We start from the raw sequence: 14819 nt of genomic DNA on the forward strand, positions 1-14819 counted from the left end.
CCGCACCCACCCACGTACAGCACAGTCCGACACCTCACGATCCGACACCTCACGAGAAGAGAGCCGCAGCAATGACCACGAGCAACCGCAGCAGAGGCCGCACCACCGCCGCGCTCGCCCTCACCACCGCCCTCGCGCTGACCGCCACCGCCTGCGGTGACGACGGCAGCGGAGCGGCGGGGGACAAGGGCGGAGAGGGCAGCGGCAAGGGCGAGGTCGTCTTCTGGGACAACAACACGGCCGTCCGGCAGGACATCTGGCAGGAGATCATCAAGGACTTCGAGAAGGCGAACCCCGACATCGACGTCAAGTACGTCGGCGTGCCCGCCGAGAACGTCCAGTCCAAGTACGACACCGCCATCCAGGGCGGTGGCCTCCCCGACGTCGGGGGCGTCGGCGCGGCCATGCTCGCCGGTATCGCCGCGCAGGACGCCCTGGAGCCGCTGGACAAGCGCGTCGAGAAGAGCCCGCTGAAGGACGAGCTGAACTCGGGGATGGTCGAGAGCGTGCGGGCGGCGGGCGGCGGCGTCGAGCTGTACACCGTGCCGACCTCCGCGAGCAACGGCGTCCTGTACTACCGCACCGACCTGTTCAAGGCCGCGGGCCTGCAAGCGCCCACCACCTGGCCGAAGTTCTACGAGGCCGCCGAGAAGCTCACCGACAAGGGCGACAACCGCTTCGGCTACACCATCCGCGGCGGCGAGGGCTCCATCGCGCAGGCCCTCGACGCGATGTACGGGCAGTCCGGCATCGGCGACTTCTGGGACGGCGACGAGACGACCGTCAACGACCCCAAGAACGTCGCCGCCCTCGACAAGTACGTCTCCCTCTACAAGCAGGCCACGCCGTCCGCCGACCTCAACAACGACTTCACCAAGATGGTCGCCCAGTGGGACAGCGGCCAGATCGGCATGCTCAGCCACAACCTCGGCTCCTACCAGGACCACGTGAAGGCGCTCGGCGAGAGCAAGTTCCGCGGCCTGCCCAACCCGACGACCGGGGCGGGCGTACGGGTCCAGGTGTCCAACCCCGTCGACGGGCTCGGCCTCTTCAAGTCGAGCAAGAACAAGAAGGCGGCCTGGAAGTTCATCGAGTTCGCGGCCTCCCACCGGTCCAACAGCAAGTGGAACGAGTCGGCGGGCGCCATTCCCGCCAACACCGAGGCCGCCAAGGACCCGTGGGTGAAGAAGTCGGAGCCCACCAAGCTGGCCGCCGAGGCACTGAACGACGGCTCCCTGAAGATCGTGCAGCTGCCGTACTACCTGCCCGACTGGAACACCATCAGCAAGGCCGAGAACGAGCCGAACCTCCAGAAGGTGATGCTCGGCAAGATGTCGGCGAAGGACTTCCTCGACTCGCTCGCCGAGCAGCTCAACGAGGCGCAGGCGGAGTGGAAGAAGGAGCGTCAGTGACCGCTGCGGGCCCCGGCCGGCGGACGCTGTACCTCGCGGGTGACTCCACCGCCGCCCAGAAGTACGCGTCCGCCGCGCCCGAGACGGGCTGGGGCATGGCCCTGCCCTTCTTCCTGCGCCCCGCGCTGGACGTCGCCAACCACGCGGTCAACGGGCGGAGTTCGAAGAGTTTCGTCGACGAGGGCCGCCTCGCCGCGGTCCTCGCCGCGATCCGCCCCGGCGACCTCCTCCTGGTCCAGTTCGGCCACAACGACGAGAAGCGCGAGGCCCCCGCCAGGTACACCGAGCCGTGGACGGCCTACCAGGAGTACCTGCGGCAGTACGTGGCCGGGGCGCGGGCGCGTGGCGCGCGCCCCGTGCTGCTCACCTCCGTGGAACGCCGGCGCTTCGACGAGGACGGCACCGCCCTGCCCACCCACGGCGACTACCCGGACGCGATGCGCGCCCTGGCCGTCGAGGAGGGCGCGGCGCTCCTCGACGTCCAGGCGCTGTCCCTCGCGCTCTGGGACAAGCTCGGCGCCGAGGAGACGAAGCGCTACTTCAACTGGACCGTGTACGAACAGGACAACACCCACTTCAACCCGCCCGGTGCCATCGCTCTCGCCCGCATGGTCGCGGCGGAGCTGCTGCGCGAAGGGGTGCTCGCCCGCGGTGATGTGCGCCGCCTCGACGACGCGGTCCCCGCGTCCTGGATCACCTGGCCACCCGAGCCGGCACCAGCACCGGCACCTGCACTGTTCCCGGAAGAAGGAGCATGACGATGCGCGTCGCCCTCACCCTGATCGCGGGCTGCACGGCCCTCGCCCTCGCCGTCCCCGCGACGGCGTCGGCGCGCCCGGCGCCCGCGCGCGACACCCTGCCCGCGCACGACGGATGGGCGTCCGCCGACGGCGGCACGACCGGCGGCGCGGGCGCGGGCGCCGAACGCACCTACACGGTCACCACGTGGCAGGAGTTCACCGCCGCGCTCGCGGCGGACGGCGAGGGACCCCGGATCATCAAGGTCAGGGGAACCCTCGACGCCACCGGGGCGGGCGGCTGCGCGGCGTTCGAGGCACCGGGGTACGACTTCGAGAAGTACCTCGCCGCGTACGACCCGGCCGTGTGGGGCAGGGACCGGCCGGTCAGTGGTGAGCAGGAGGACCTGCGCGCGGCCTCGGCGGCCCGCCAGGCCGCCGCCGTCAAGGCGTACGTCCCCTCCGACACGACCGTCGTGGGGGTCGGCAAGGACGCCGGGATCGTCGGCGGCAGCCTCCAGATCAAGGATGTGGACAACGTCGTCGTCCGCAACCTCACCCTGGAGAGCCCCCTGGACTGCTTCCCGCAGTGGGACCCCACCGACGGCGAGCGGGGCGCGTGGAACTCGGAGTACGACAGCGCGGTGGTGTACGGCTCGACACACGTCTGGCTGGACCACAACACCTTCACCGACGGCGCCCACCCCGACAGCTCGCTGCCCTCCTACTACGGAGAGCTCTACCAGCGGCACGACGGCGAGCTGGACGTCGTGCGCGGCGCCGACCTCGTCACCGTCTCCTGGAACGTCTTCGCCGACCACGACAAGACCCTCATGATCGGCAACAGCGACAGCGCGGGTGACACCGACCGCGGCAAGCTCCGCGTCACGCTCCACCACAACCTGTTCAGGGACATCGTGGAGCGCGCCCCGCGCGTGCGCTTCGGCAAGGTCGACGCCTACAACAACCACTACGTCGTACCGCGCGACGGCTACCAGTACTCCTTCGGCATCGGCGCCGAGTCCCGGCTCGTGGCCGAGGCCAACGCGTTCACCCTGCCGGGCGGGACCGGCGCCGGACGCGTCCTGAAGAAGTGGAAGGAGGCGCCCGTCACCGCCCGCCACAACTACGTCAACGGCAAGCGCGTGGACCTCATCGCCGCGCACAACGCGGAGTTCCCCGAGGAGACGCTCCAGTCCGGTGCGGGCTGGACCCCGCGCCTGCGCACCCACGTCGACCACCCGCGCGCGGTGCCGCACGTGGTGGGTCACCGAGCGGGTGCCGGAGGCCGGGCCGCGGTGTCGCCGTAGACGATGCCGCGGCCGTTCGTCGCCACGTACACCCGGCCGTAGACGTTGGGGTCGCCGGTGATGGCGGCCCCCGTCCAGCCCCACTGGTGCTTGGTGTCGTTGACGCGCACCCAGCTCGCGCCCGCGTTCGTGGAGCGGAAGACGCCGCGCACGCCGCCGATCTTCGCGCTGGTGTAGAGCGTCTGGTACTTGGCGCCGGGCGCCGCCTTGCCGAAGCCGATGGTGTCGGCCTCCTGGACGCCGCCGACCTTGGTGAAGCTCGTACCGCCGTTCGTGGAGTGCCACAGGCCGTACGTGCCGCCCGCCTTGCCGCCCGCGAGCCAGATGTCGCCCTTCCTGCCGGGCACGGCCTGGAACTTCACCGGGCCCTCGGTGGGCAGGCCGGCGGACGCCTTCGCGGCGAAGGTGCTGCCGCCGTCCGAACTGACGTAGAAGACACCGGACTTGAAGCCGTAGAACCTCTTCGGGTCCACCCGGTCCGCCTCGACCACCGCGCCCCGCGGGATGCCCTCGGCGGCCGTCCACGCGGACCCGGGGCCGGTGGCGGTGTGCACCCCGGCGCCCTCCGGGCTCCACACGTAGCGGCTCGCGTCGGCCGCCGCGGCGACCGTGCCGCCGCCCGTGACGCCCGGGGGCTCCTGCCCGCCCGACCAGGTGGCGCCGTTGTCCGTGGAGAAGGCCACGCGGGGCGCCGCGTCGGCGTTGCCGGCCCGGACGACCGCGTCCGGATCGCCCGCGGCGTAGTCGAGGCTCGTCGTGGTCGTGAAGTTCGGCGAGGTGTACATCAGCGGCGGCACCTTGGTGACGTCCGTGTGCCGGAAGCCGCCGATGTCGCCGAGCGCGCTCAGCAGGGGCGCCCCGGACGGGGGAGCGGCGAGGTCGTTGACGGCGGTCTCCTCCAGGCCCTTCACCATGGGTGTGATGGTGAACTTGCCGCCCGCCGCGTCCCACCGGGTGAGGTTCTCCGTGCCGTAGACCGTGGCGCCCGTGCCGTACATCATCCGGTCGGAGTCGAACGGGTCGATCTCCAGGGCCTCCGTCATCCACCCGAGCTTCGGGGTCTGCTCGGGAGGCGCCGGGTTCGCGCCCCAGGACAGCCAGGGGACGGAGGAGATGTCCATGGTGTAGCGGTTCTCGCGCGCCGGATACGCGGAGTAGCTCCACGCCGGCGTCCAGTTGGCGCCGCTGTCCCTGGTCCGGAAGATCTGGGTGTCGGGCCACCAGGAGCTGTAACCGGTGACCATGACGGTGCCCGGGCGCTGCCGGTCGACGGTCAGACCGCTGAAGCCGTAGTGGGTGTCGGCCTCGGCGACCGGGCTGACGTTCTTCCACTCGCCGGTCCTCGTCGCGTACCGCCAGACCTGCCCCTTGCCGCCGTCGTAGGGCCCGGCCCGGTCGCTGTAGGCGAGGTAGAGGTAGCCGTTCTCCGCGTCGAGGACGCCCTTGTGGGCCAGCAGACCGGTCGGCTGGCCCGCCACGCGTGACCAGCTGCCGCCGCCGTCGGTGGAGCGGTAGACGGAGTTGGCCTTGTCGGCGACGCCCACGTAGAGCGTCCCGGTCTTGCCCCCGGCCTTCGTCGACTCGTCGAAGGTGACCCAGACGATGCCCTGGTTGTCGGAGTTGTAGCCGGTCGTGTCGCCCGGGTCCTGCTGGAAGTTGCCCGGGTTGGGGAAGTCCGTGACCTGCTTCCAGGTGGCGCCCGCGTCCGTGGAGCGCCACAGGCCCTTGCCGCTGGGTGCCCCCAGGTACAGCACGTCGTTGTCGTGCGGGTCGACGGCCAGGCGCTCGCCCATGCCGCGGCCGGGCATGTTGCCGCCGAGCTTGAACGGCAGGTCGGTCTTGCGCCAGGTCTCTCCCCGGTCGGCGGAGCGCAGGACGGCGCCGTTGCCCGGGTCCCAGTCGTTGGTGTACGTGCCGACGGCCGCGTACACCCGGTCGGGGTCGACGGAGTCGGACGCGAGGCTCACCACGCCGGTGTGGCCCCAGTCGTCCCAGCCGACCGAGTCGAGCAGCGGCTTCCAGGACTTGGCGGACTCCTGCCAGCGGTAGGCGCCGCCGATGTCGGTGCGGGCGTAGGCGAGGTCGCGCTCGGAGCGGTTGAAGACGATGCCGGGGACGAAGCCGCCCCCGTCGACGCGGACGTTCTTCCAGTCGTACCTCTCGGCGGCCGTCGCGGACGCGGGGGTGTGGTCGTCGGCGGTCGCCACCGGGCCACCGGCGAGCAGTCCGCCGAGCAGGCCGAGGAGGGCGGGCAGCACGCGCGCTCTGTGCGCGCGGGGCGTAGGGGGCATGGGGGTCCCTTCGCACGTCGGGTGGGGCAGGAGGGGGCGGGGGCGGATCGTTCAGGATGCGAGGAGTTCCGTCGCGGCCGTCTCCCGGAGCGACGTGTTGTCGACGTCCTGGAGCCGGCGCATGCCGTAGATGTCATCGGTGCCGTACGCGAACGCAGCCGGTTTCGACGCATTGGAGAAACTGTTCGTCGGCTGGTCCGCGCGCGAGGGGATCATGAATTTGCCGTACATGGCTTGCGGCCATATCGGATAGGAATGCCCTCTGGCGAGAAATAGCCGTCGCTCGTACGGGGTGGCCGCGACGCCTTGGCGGCATGGGCGCTCTGACCTGCGGGGACAAGGGAGGAAACGGCGGGGATGGCGGCCGCGGCCGCACTGACGGCCGGCATGCGGCGGCGGCTCAGGGGCTGCCCGTGCTCGGCGGGGGCGGGTGATGGACGCATGGGGGTGCCCTTCTGCCGGAAAAGGTGGGAGCGCTCCCAAAATCCTTGTGGTACTTGAAGTTGTCAAGGGTTCTCGCGTGCCTCACTGTGCCGAATCCATTCGACGGAGAAGTGGCGAAGATTTATCGGGAAACCCGGCAACCTTTTCTTCTCCCCGCGGTGACTTCACGTCAGAGGTCCGTGATCGACTCCCGAGAGGCAGGACCCCGTACATGAGCCGCAACCATCCCCGCATCCGCACGCACCGCAGATCGCGCACGCTCCTGCTCGCCCTCTCCACCGTGCTCGCCGTCAGCGGCGGCACCGCCGTCGCCCTCACCGGCGAGAGCCCGGCCGCGGCGGCCGCCGCCCGCGTCGACAACCCCTACGCGGGCGCCAAGGTGTACGTGAACCCCGAGTGGTCGAAGAAGGCCGCCGCCGAGCCGGGCGGCAGCGCCGTGTCCGACCAGCCCACCGGCGTCTGGCTCGACAGGATCGCCGCGATCGCGGGCGGCAACGGCAAGATGGGCCTGCGCCAGCACCTCGACGCGGCACTCCAGCAGCGCGCGGGCGTCGTCCAGCTCGTCATCTACAACCTGCCGGGCCGGGACTGCGCGGCCCTCGCCTCCAACGGTGAACTCGGCCCCACCGAGATCGACCGCTACAAGCACGAGTACATCGACCCGATCGCGAGGATCCTCGGCGAGTCCAAGTACTCCGGCCTGCGCATCGTCACGACCATCGAGATCGACTCGCTGCCCAACCTCGTCACCAACACCTCGGGCCGCCCCACCGCGACCCCGGCCTGCGACGTGATGAAGGCCAACGGGAACTACGTGAAGGGCGTCGGCTACGCCCTCAAGCAGCTCGGCGCCGTCCCGAACGTCTACAACTACATCGACGCGGGCCACCACGGCTGGATCGGCTGGGACGACAACTTCGCCGCGTCCGCGCAGGTCTTCCGCCAGGCCGCCACCGCCGAGGGCAGCACCGTCGACAACGTGCACGGCTTCATCACCAACACCGCCAACTACAGCGCCCTGAAGGAGGAGAACTTCACGATCGGGGACTCGGTCGGGGGCCGCTCCGTCCGCGAGTCGAAGTGGGTCGACTGGAACCGCTACACCGACGAGCTGTCCTTCGCCCAGGCCTTCCGCAACCAGCTCGTCAGCACCGGCTTCCGGTCCGACATCGGCATGCTCATCGACACCTCCCGCAACGGCTGGGGCGGCGCGGCACGCCCGAAGGGCCCGGGCCCGAAGACGGACGTCGACTCCTACGTCAACGGCGGGCGCTATGACCGCCGCATCCACCTCGGCAACTGGTGCAACCAGTCCGGCGCGGGTCTCGGCGAACGCCCGAAGGCCGCACCGGAGGCCGGCATCGACGCCTACGTGTGGATGAAGCCGCCGGGCGAGTCCGACGGATCGAGCAAGCAGATCCCGAACGACGAGGGCAAGGGCTTCGACCGGATGTGCGATCCCACGTACGAGGGGAACCCGCGCAACAACCACAACAAGACGGGCGCACTGCCCGACGCCCCGGTCTCCGGCCACTGGTTCTCGGCCCAGTTCCAGGAGCTCCTGAAGAACGCGCACCCGGCGGTGTAACCACCGGGAGAACCGTGGGGCGACGGTCGCCAGGGGCGAGTCGAAGCGCTTCGACTCGCCCCTGGACTTGTCGTGGGCGCCCACATAGGGTCGGAGGCTCAACTGCGCCTTCACCACAGCGGCGTGCGTCGAAGCGTTTCGCCACGATGCGCCGCCGCCCCGACCGGACCGGAGAGCTCAATGGTCACCCTAGCCGAGGTCGCCAAGCACGCCGGAGTCTCGGCCAGCACGGTGAGCTACGTCCTCAGCGGCAAGCGGTCGATCTCCACCGGCACCCGCGAGCGCGTCGAGCGCAGCATCGAGCAGCTCGGATACCACCCGAACGCGGGCGCCCGCGCCCTGGCGAGCAGCCGGTCCAACGTCATCGCCCTGATGATGCCGCTGCGCACCGACATGTACGTACCGGTGATGATGGAGATCGCCATCGCCATCGCCACCTCGGCCCGCACACACGGCTACGACGTGCTGCTCCTGACCGGCGACGAGGGCCCCGCGGCCGTGCGCCGCGTGGCGGGCAGCGGACTCGCCGACGCGATGATCCTCATGGACGTCGAGCTGGACGACGAGCGGCTCCCGCTGCTCCGCGAGAGCACACGGCCCGCGGTGCTCATCGGACTGCCCGCCGACACGGCGGGCCTGACCTGTGTCGACCTCGACTTCGTGGCGACGGGCGCGCTCTGCGTGGAGCACCTGGCCGGGCTCGGCCACCGTGACATCGCCGTCATCGGCGAGGCCCCCGCCGTCTACGAACGGCACACCGGCTTCGCCGAGCGCACCCTGGAGGGCCTGCGCACCGGCGCCCGCGAACAGGGCGTGCGGCTGCTGCACCGGCCCTGCGACGCGGGGTACGGGCCGACGTCGGCCACGCTCGCCCGCGTCTTCGACGAGCGGCCCGGCACCACCGGCTTCGTCGTCCAGAACGAGTCGGCCGTGGAGCCGCTGCTCGGCCTGCTGCGCCAGCAGGGCCGCGCCGTTCCCGAGGACATCTCGGTGATCGCGGTCTGCCCGGACCAGGTGGCCCTTCAGGCATCGGTGCGGCTCACCTCGGTCTCCATCCCCGCCGAGGAGATGGGCCGCAGGGCCGTGGAGCGGATCATCGCCAAGCTGGCGGGGGACGACGAGGACGACGTCACGCTGATCGCACCGGAGCTGACGGTGCGGGCCAGCACGGGAAACGCTCCCGGCTGACCCACTGACTACGGAGTGGCCTCCCGCAGCACGGCCACCCCGTAGCGGCCGAGTGTGAGCGTGTCCTCCACGGCGTCGCCGGACAGCAGCTCGCGGTGGCGACCCGGTACGCGGACGCTCACCTCGCCGCGGCCGTGGTGCAGCAGGAACAGCAGGTCGCCGCGGCGCACGGCCTCCACTTCCCGGGGGAGGCCGTCGAGGGGAGGCCGTGCGCCGGCCAGGGCCGCCACCCGTGCGAGCAGGTCGCGCAGGGCGGCCGGTGCGGGGAGGGTGGAGACGTACCAGGCGCGGCCCCGGCGCAGCACCGCGGGCATGCCGTCGAGTTCGCCGCCCCGGTAGGAGGCCTCCGGCACGGCGTCCCGCGTGGGCTCCAGCTCCTCCGACCAGAGCGTGCCGGTGAACTCCCCGCAGTCGACGCTCTCGTCGGCGTCGAGGGGCCACCACTCGTGCACGGTACGGATGCCGAAGAGGTCCCGCAGCCGGGCGTCCATGCCGCCGGGCCGTACTCGGTCGTCGCGGTCGGCCACACCGGTGAAGAAGCCGCAGACGACGGAGCCGCCGCCCGCCGCGTACGCGAGGAGGTTGTCGATCGCGGTGTCGGTGAGGAGGTAGAGGTGCGGGACGACGACGAGCTTGTACGGGGACAGGTCGTGCTCGGGGTGGGCGAAGTCGGCCGTCAGGTGTGCGTCCCACAGGGCGCCGTGCCACGCCCGCAGCGTCTCCGCGTGGTCGAGCCGGTCGGAGGGGCGGCCATCCTGCTGTCCCGCCCACCAGGAGTCCCAGTCGTGCAGGACCGCCACCTGCGCGGGTACGCGCCCGCCGCTCACCTCACCGCCCAGCCGCGCCAGTTCGGCGCCCAGGCGCTTCACCTCCTGGAAGGCGCGGCCCTGTGCGCCCGCGTGGCCGACCATCCCCGAGTGGAACTTCTCCGCGCCCTGCCGGGACTGCCGCCACTGGAAGTAGCAGACGGCGTCGGCGCCGCGCGCCACGGCCTGCCAGGACCAGAGGCGATTCAGGCCGGCCGGCTTGGGGCGGTTGACGCCGCGGAAGTTCACCTGTCCCGCCGCCTGCTCCATCACCATCCACGGGCCGCCACCGGCCTGCGAGCGCGTGAGGTCCTGGACGAGAGCGCCGTACCGGCCGCCCAGCGGGTCCTTGGGGTCGGGGTAGACGTCCACCGACACCACGTCCTCCTCGCCCGCCCACTTCCAGCCGTCCTGGCCCGGCCAGAGCGGCATGAAGTTGGTGGTGACCGGCAGGTGCGGGGTGTGGGCGCGGACGATGTCGCGCTCGGCGAGGTAGCACTCGAGCAGGGCGTCCGACGTGAAGCGCTTGAAGTCCAGGACCTGGGTGGGATTCTTCAGGTAGTGGGCGCGGCGCGGCGGCAGGACCTCCCGCCAGTTGTCGTAGACCTGGCCCCAGAAGGCGGTGCCCCAGGCGGTGTTGAGCGCGTCGATCGAGGTGTACCGGGCCCGGAGCCAGCGGCGGAACGCGGCCGCCGCCTCGTCGCCCCAGTCGTAGGTGCAGTACTCGTTGTTGATGTGCCACATGCGCAGCGCGGGGTGGTGTGCGTAGCGCGCGGCCAGGTCCTCGGTGATGGCCGCGGCGCAGCGGCGGTAGACGGCGCTGGAGTGCGCGAAGTGCTGGCGCGAACCCCACCACTCGACCTGCCCGTTCTCGTCGCGGGGCAGCGTCTCGGGGTGGAGCCGGCCGAGCCACGGCGGGGGAGCGGAGGTCGGTGTGGCGAGGACGACCCCGATGCCGTGCTCGTCCATGAGGTCCATCAGCCGGTCGAGCCAGCCGAACTCGCGGGCGCCCGGCCGGGGTTCCAGCTTGGCCCAGGAGAAGACGCCGAGGGTGACGGAGGTGACCGACGCCTCGCGCATCAGACGCACGTCGTCGTGCCAGACCTCCTCGGGCCACTGCTCGGGGTTGTAGTCGCCGCCGAACAGGACGCGGCCGCGGGTGGTGTCGTCGAGGGAAGGCATCGGTGGGTTCAGCCCTTCACAGCGCCGGTGAGCATGCCTTGCTTGAAGTGCCGTTGCACGAAGGGGGAGAGGACGGCGACCGGAAGGAGCGCGAGGACCATCACGGCCATCTGGATGGCGAGCGGCGACAGGTGCCCGGTGTTGATGGCCTGGCTGAGGCCGGTCGGCCGCTGCTGTTTGATCACCAGCTGCTGCATGACGTTCTGGAGCGGCATCATGTCCGGGTCGCTGAGGTAGATGGACGCGTTGAACCACGCGCTCCAGTACCCCACCGCGTAGAAGAGGGTGATCACCGCGATCACCGCCCGCGAGAGCGGCATGACGATCCGCCACAGGATGCGCAGGTCACCCGCGCCGTCGAGGCGGGCGCTCTCGATCAGTTCCTGCGCCGTGCCCATGAAGAACGCCCGCAGCACCAGGATGTTGAAGACGTTCATGGCGCTCGGCAGGATCAGCGACAGATAGCTGTCGGTCAGGCCGAGCCCCTGCACCACCAGATACGTGGGGATGAGCCCCGCCCCGAAGAACATCGTGGCGACGATCACCATCAGGATCGGCCGGTGCAGCACGGACCCCGGCCGTGAGAGGCCGTAGGCGCACAGGACCGACACCGCCATGCTGAAGAGCGTCCCGACGACCGTGACGCCGACGCTGACCAGCGCGGCCCGCGACACCTGGCCGCCGCCCAGCAGCTCCTGGTAGTGGATGAAGGTGACACCCCGCGGGATCACCACGAGGCCGCCCGTCCCGGTGATCGTGCGCACCGAGGAGAGGCTGGTGACGACCACCACCCACATGGGGAAGAGGACGGCCAGACAGACCAGGGCCAGCGTCACGCCCTTGGTGGCGAGACCGGCGCGGGTCGGCGGCTCCTCCCACACGGGCCGCAGACCGGTACGGCTGCCCGGCTTGATGCCGAAGCTGAGCACAGTCATCGCTCGTACACCTCACGCTTCATCGCTTGTACACCCCCTGCTCGCCCATGAGGTGGGCGGCCTTGTTGGCCCCGAGCACCATCAGGAGGCCGAAGACTCCCTTGACGATGCCGATGGCGGCGCCGTAGCCGAAGTTGCCGTTGTCCAGACCGGTGTTCCACACGTAGGTGTCCAGGACCTCGGAGGCGGAGGGGCCCACCGCCGCCCGCTGGAGCAGGATCTGCTCGAAGCCGACCGTGAGCGCGTTGCCGACCTGGAGCACGAGCAGCAGGGCCACGACCGGGCGCAGCGCCGGCAGTTGGATGTGCCACATGCGCCGCCAGCGGTTCGCGCCGTCCATCGCGGCGGCCTCGTACAGCTCGGGGCTGACCGCGGCGAGCGCGGCGAGGAAGACGATGACGCCCCACCCCGCGTCCTTCCAGACCATCTCGAAGGTGAGGAGGAACTTGAAGAGAGCCGGGTCGGTCATGAGGTCGAAGCCTTCGTGGCCGTGGTCGCGCAGCACCTGGGCGACCAGGCCCGCCCCGCCGAACATCTGCTGGAAGACGGTGATGACGAGGACCCAGGAGAAGAAGTGCGGGAGGTAGAGGATCGCCTGGGCGACGGCCCGCACCCGGGGCCGCACGAAGCTGTTGACGAACAGCGCGAGCAGGATCGGCACCGGGAAGAACAGCGTGAGCTGGATCGCGAAGATGGCGAGCGTGTTCCTGACCGCCTGCCAGAACAGCCGGTCCTCGGCCATGTGCCGGAAGTGCTCGAAGCCGATCCACGGGCTCTGCGACATCGCCTGGAACGCGTTGTCCGCGATGTAGGGGTCGTAGTCCTGGAAGGCGACGACATTGCCGATCAGCGGTACGTAGTTGAAGACGAGCAGGAGCAGCAGCGCGGGAAGGACCATCAGGAGCAGGACCCGGTCGCGGCGCAGCCGGTGGCGCAGCGGGACGCGGGCGTCGGCCTTCCGCGCGCGAGAGGCGCGGGAGGCACGGGAGGCGCGTGAAGCGCGGGAGCGGGGTGGCCCGCCGGCCGGGGCGGGCTCCGCCTCGTCCGCGGCGCCGCGCGCCCGGGCTGTGGTGTGTGCCATCTCAGGCCGCCGAGTCGCCGGTCTCGTCGAGGAGCCCGCGGTACCAGTCGCGCAGCTTGTCGCCGCCGCCCGACTTCCAGTCCGAGGCCGCGCGCTGCATGTCGGAGACCTTCTTGCGGCCGCGCACGATGTCCTTCTCCAGGTCCTCGAACTCGGCGTTCAGCTCGGTGTACCGCGTCGGCTCAATGATCATCATGCCGTGGAAGAGGGGCTTCTTCATGTGCTCGCCCTGCCGCTGCTGCCACTGGACCATGCCCCGGGTGACGTCGGGCAGATCGGCGTAGGCGACGAAGGGCGCGGGGGAGGCGAGGTACTCGTATGTCGAGAAGACCTCGTTGTTGCCCTTGCCGTTCTTGGTGAGGACCCCGTCCTCGTAGGTGTGGTGGACGCCCTCGACGCCGTACATCCGCAGGCGCTGCTCCTTGGAGCCGTAGGGCGCCGCCGTGAAGTCGGCGAGGGCCAGGATGTCGCGGATGGTCTTCTCGTCGGCCTTCTCGCTGATGAACGTCCAGATGTCGGCGGGCGGGCGCGCGTACAGGGTGGGGGCGCCGCCGTCGGGGGCGAAGTAGTCGAACGCCTCCATGCGGAACTTCTTGTCGTCCACGCGCTGCACGGCCGCCTTGCCGTACCAGTCGGACAGGTCCTGGCAGTACATCCAGACCTTGCCCGCGGCGCACAGGTCACCGATGCTGCCGGTCTCGGCCTTCGCGTCGGGGTGGACGAAGCCCGCCGAGTAGAGCTTGCGCGACCACTCCAGGGCTTCGAGGTAGGCGTCGGTCTCGTAGCGGTTGACGAGCTTGCCGTCGACGAGCTTCCAGTAGTACGGCTTCTCCGGCAGTACGCCGAAGATGTTCCAGGCGGCCCAGGTCATGTCGCCGCACGCCCACACCTTGTTCTTGGGCGAGTTGAGCTGCTTGCACAGGTCGTAGAACTCCTGGGCGCTGGTGGGCGCTTCGAGCCCCTCCTTCTCGAAGAGGTCCGTGCGGTAGAAGGGCGCGATGTTCGGGGTGGTGGCCGCGGGCATCGGCAGCCCGCGCAGCTTGCCGCCGAAGACGGAGCGCTGCCAGGCGCCGGTCGGGATCGCGGCGAGGTTCGGGTACCTCTTGACCTTGTCGCCGCTCAGATAGGGGCCGAGGTCGGCGAACTTGTTGGCGATGGCGCTCGGTATCTTGCCGGTCAGTTCCCAGCCGGGCACGACCACGGCGTCCGGGACGCCGCTGGAGGCGAGGACCGCGCCCAGCTTCTGGCCGTAGGTGTCGCCCTGCTGGTTCTGCCACTTGACGCGGACGCCCGCCGCCTCGTCCATGGCGGTCCAGTAGGGATTGCCCTGCTTGGGCACGTTCCCCCAGATCGGTGCCATGACGGTGAACTCGCCGCCCTTGCCCAGCTTCTTCGGTACCGACGCCTTGAGCTCGGCCGCGGGCAGGGCCTTGGTGAAACCCGCGGCCGAGCCGTTCTTGGCCGGGATGTCCGGCGCGGCGAGGTCGGAGGGGACGTACGCCGGGAGCAGGTCCTTGAGCTTCTTCCCCGTCGTGGTGCCCTCGTTCTTCGACCCGCCGCCCCCGCAGGCCGCGAGCAGCGGTGCCCCGCCGGCCACGGCGAGCGCGGCGAGCCCGGAGGAGGCGAGGAACGTTCTCCGGTTGGGTCCGGAGCCGGTGGAGGGGGAGTTCGCAGTCATTGCTCAACCCTTCGTGGCGCGCGCCCTGACACACGGCGGTGACCGCCGGTCGGCTTTCGAAGCGCTTCGATGTTGCAGCGAGGTTAAGTGAACGTCCCTGCCGTAACAAGAGTTGAACGCGAATTCCTCAAACCTGCGGAGCTGTTGGCTTTTCCGCCAGCAGTACG

11 protein-coding genes are annotated in these 14819 nt (G+C 70.4%); 5 read left to right on the forward strand and 6 right to left on the reverse strand.

The window, feature by feature from the left end; translation table 11 throughout:
• Window positions 1-71 precede the first annotated feature (71 nt).
• Genes ACRAKF_RS32005 through ACRAKF_RS32015 form a run of 3 tightly spaced genes read left to right on the forward strand, consistent with a single transcriptional unit; the run spans window position 72 to window position 3459 of the window.
• Window positions 72-1412 carry an ABC transporter substrate-binding protein gene (locus ACRAKF_RS32005; protein ID WP_447041236.1) on the forward strand — a complete coding sequence of 447 codons (1341 nt, stop codon included), beginning with the start codon at window positions 72-74 and terminating at the stop codon, window positions 1410-1412.
• Window positions 1409-2170: a rhamnogalacturonan acetylesterase gene (locus ACRAKF_RS32010; protein WP_447041238.1), complete on the forward strand. Its 762-nt coding sequence runs from the start codon at window positions 1409-1411 to the stop codon at window positions 2168-2170. The genes ACRAKF_RS32005 and ACRAKF_RS32010 overlap by 4 nt, the downstream gene beginning before the upstream one ends.
• Window positions 2167-3459, forward strand: a complete 1293-nt coding sequence (locus ACRAKF_RS32015) for a pectate lyase family protein (RefSeq protein WP_447041240.1) — start codon at window positions 2167-2169, stop codon at window positions 3457-3459. Before ACRAKF_RS32010 ends, ACRAKF_RS32015 begins: the two co-directional genes overlap by 4 nt.
• Here ACRAKF_RS32015 and ACRAKF_RS32020 read toward each other — a convergent pair.
• Together ACRAKF_RS32020 and ACRAKF_RS32025 are read right to left on the reverse strand one after the other, a co-directional pair.
• Window positions 3417-5750, reverse strand: coding sequence for a WD40/YVTN/BNR-like repeat-containing protein (locus ACRAKF_RS32020; RefSeq protein WP_447041242.1), 2334 nt, complete (start codon window positions 5748-5750; stop codon window positions 3417-3419). The genes ACRAKF_RS32015 and ACRAKF_RS32020 overlap by 43 nt on opposite strands.
• A gap of 51 nt (window positions 5751-5801) precedes the next feature.
• Window positions 5802-5981 (reverse strand): hypothetical protein, encoded by a 180-nt coding sequence (locus ACRAKF_RS32025; protein ID WP_447042319.1) that lies wholly within the window; start codon window positions 5979-5981, stop codon window positions 5802-5804.
• A 424-nt stretch (window positions 5982-6405) separates the two neighbouring features.
• On the opposite strand from ACRAKF_RS32025, the gene ACRAKF_RS32030 reads away from it, so the two are divergent.
• Window positions 6406-7782, forward strand: coding sequence for a glycoside hydrolase family 6 protein (locus tag ACRAKF_RS32030; RefSeq protein WP_447041244.1), 1377 nt, complete (start codon window positions 6406-6408; stop codon window positions 7780-7782).
• Between the two features lie 180 nt (window positions 7783-7962).
• Window positions 7963-8970 (forward strand): LacI family DNA-binding transcriptional regulator, encoded by a 1008-nt coding sequence (locus ACRAKF_RS32035; protein ID WP_447041246.1) that lies wholly within the window; start codon window positions 7963-7965, stop codon window positions 8968-8970.
• An 8-nt stretch (window positions 8971-8978) separates the two neighbouring features.
• Here ACRAKF_RS32035 and ACRAKF_RS32040 read toward each other — a convergent pair whose 3' ends face one another.
• Genes ACRAKF_RS32040 through ACRAKF_RS32055 form a run of 4 tightly spaced genes read right to left on the reverse strand, consistent with a single transcriptional unit; the run spans window position 8979 to window position 14652 of the window.
• Window positions 8979-10958, reverse strand: coding sequence for a beta-galactosidase (locus ACRAKF_RS32040; RefSeq protein ID WP_447041248.1), 1980 nt, complete (start codon window positions 10956-10958; stop codon window positions 8979-8981).
• Between the two features lie 8 nt (window positions 10959-10966).
• Window positions 10967-11893: a carbohydrate ABC transporter permease gene (locus ACRAKF_RS32045; RefSeq protein WP_447041250.1), complete on the reverse strand. Its 927-nt coding sequence runs from the start codon at window positions 11891-11893 to the stop codon at window positions 10967-10969.
• A gap of 19 nt (window positions 11894-11912) precedes the next feature.
• Window positions 11913-12974 carry an ABC transporter permease gene (locus ACRAKF_RS32050; protein ID WP_447041252.1) on the reverse strand — a complete coding sequence of 354 codons (1062 nt, stop codon included), beginning with the start codon at window positions 12972-12974 and terminating at the stop codon, window positions 11913-11915.
• Between the two features lies 1 nt (window position 12975).
• A complete protein-coding gene (locus ACRAKF_RS32055) occupies window positions 12976-14652 on the reverse strand; it encodes an extracellular solute-binding protein (protein ID WP_447041254.1) in 1677 nt (558 codons plus the stop codon).
• Window positions 14653-14819 lie beyond the last annotated feature (167 nt).

This window comes from Streptomyces sp. DSM 118878 (assembly GCF_052936595.1).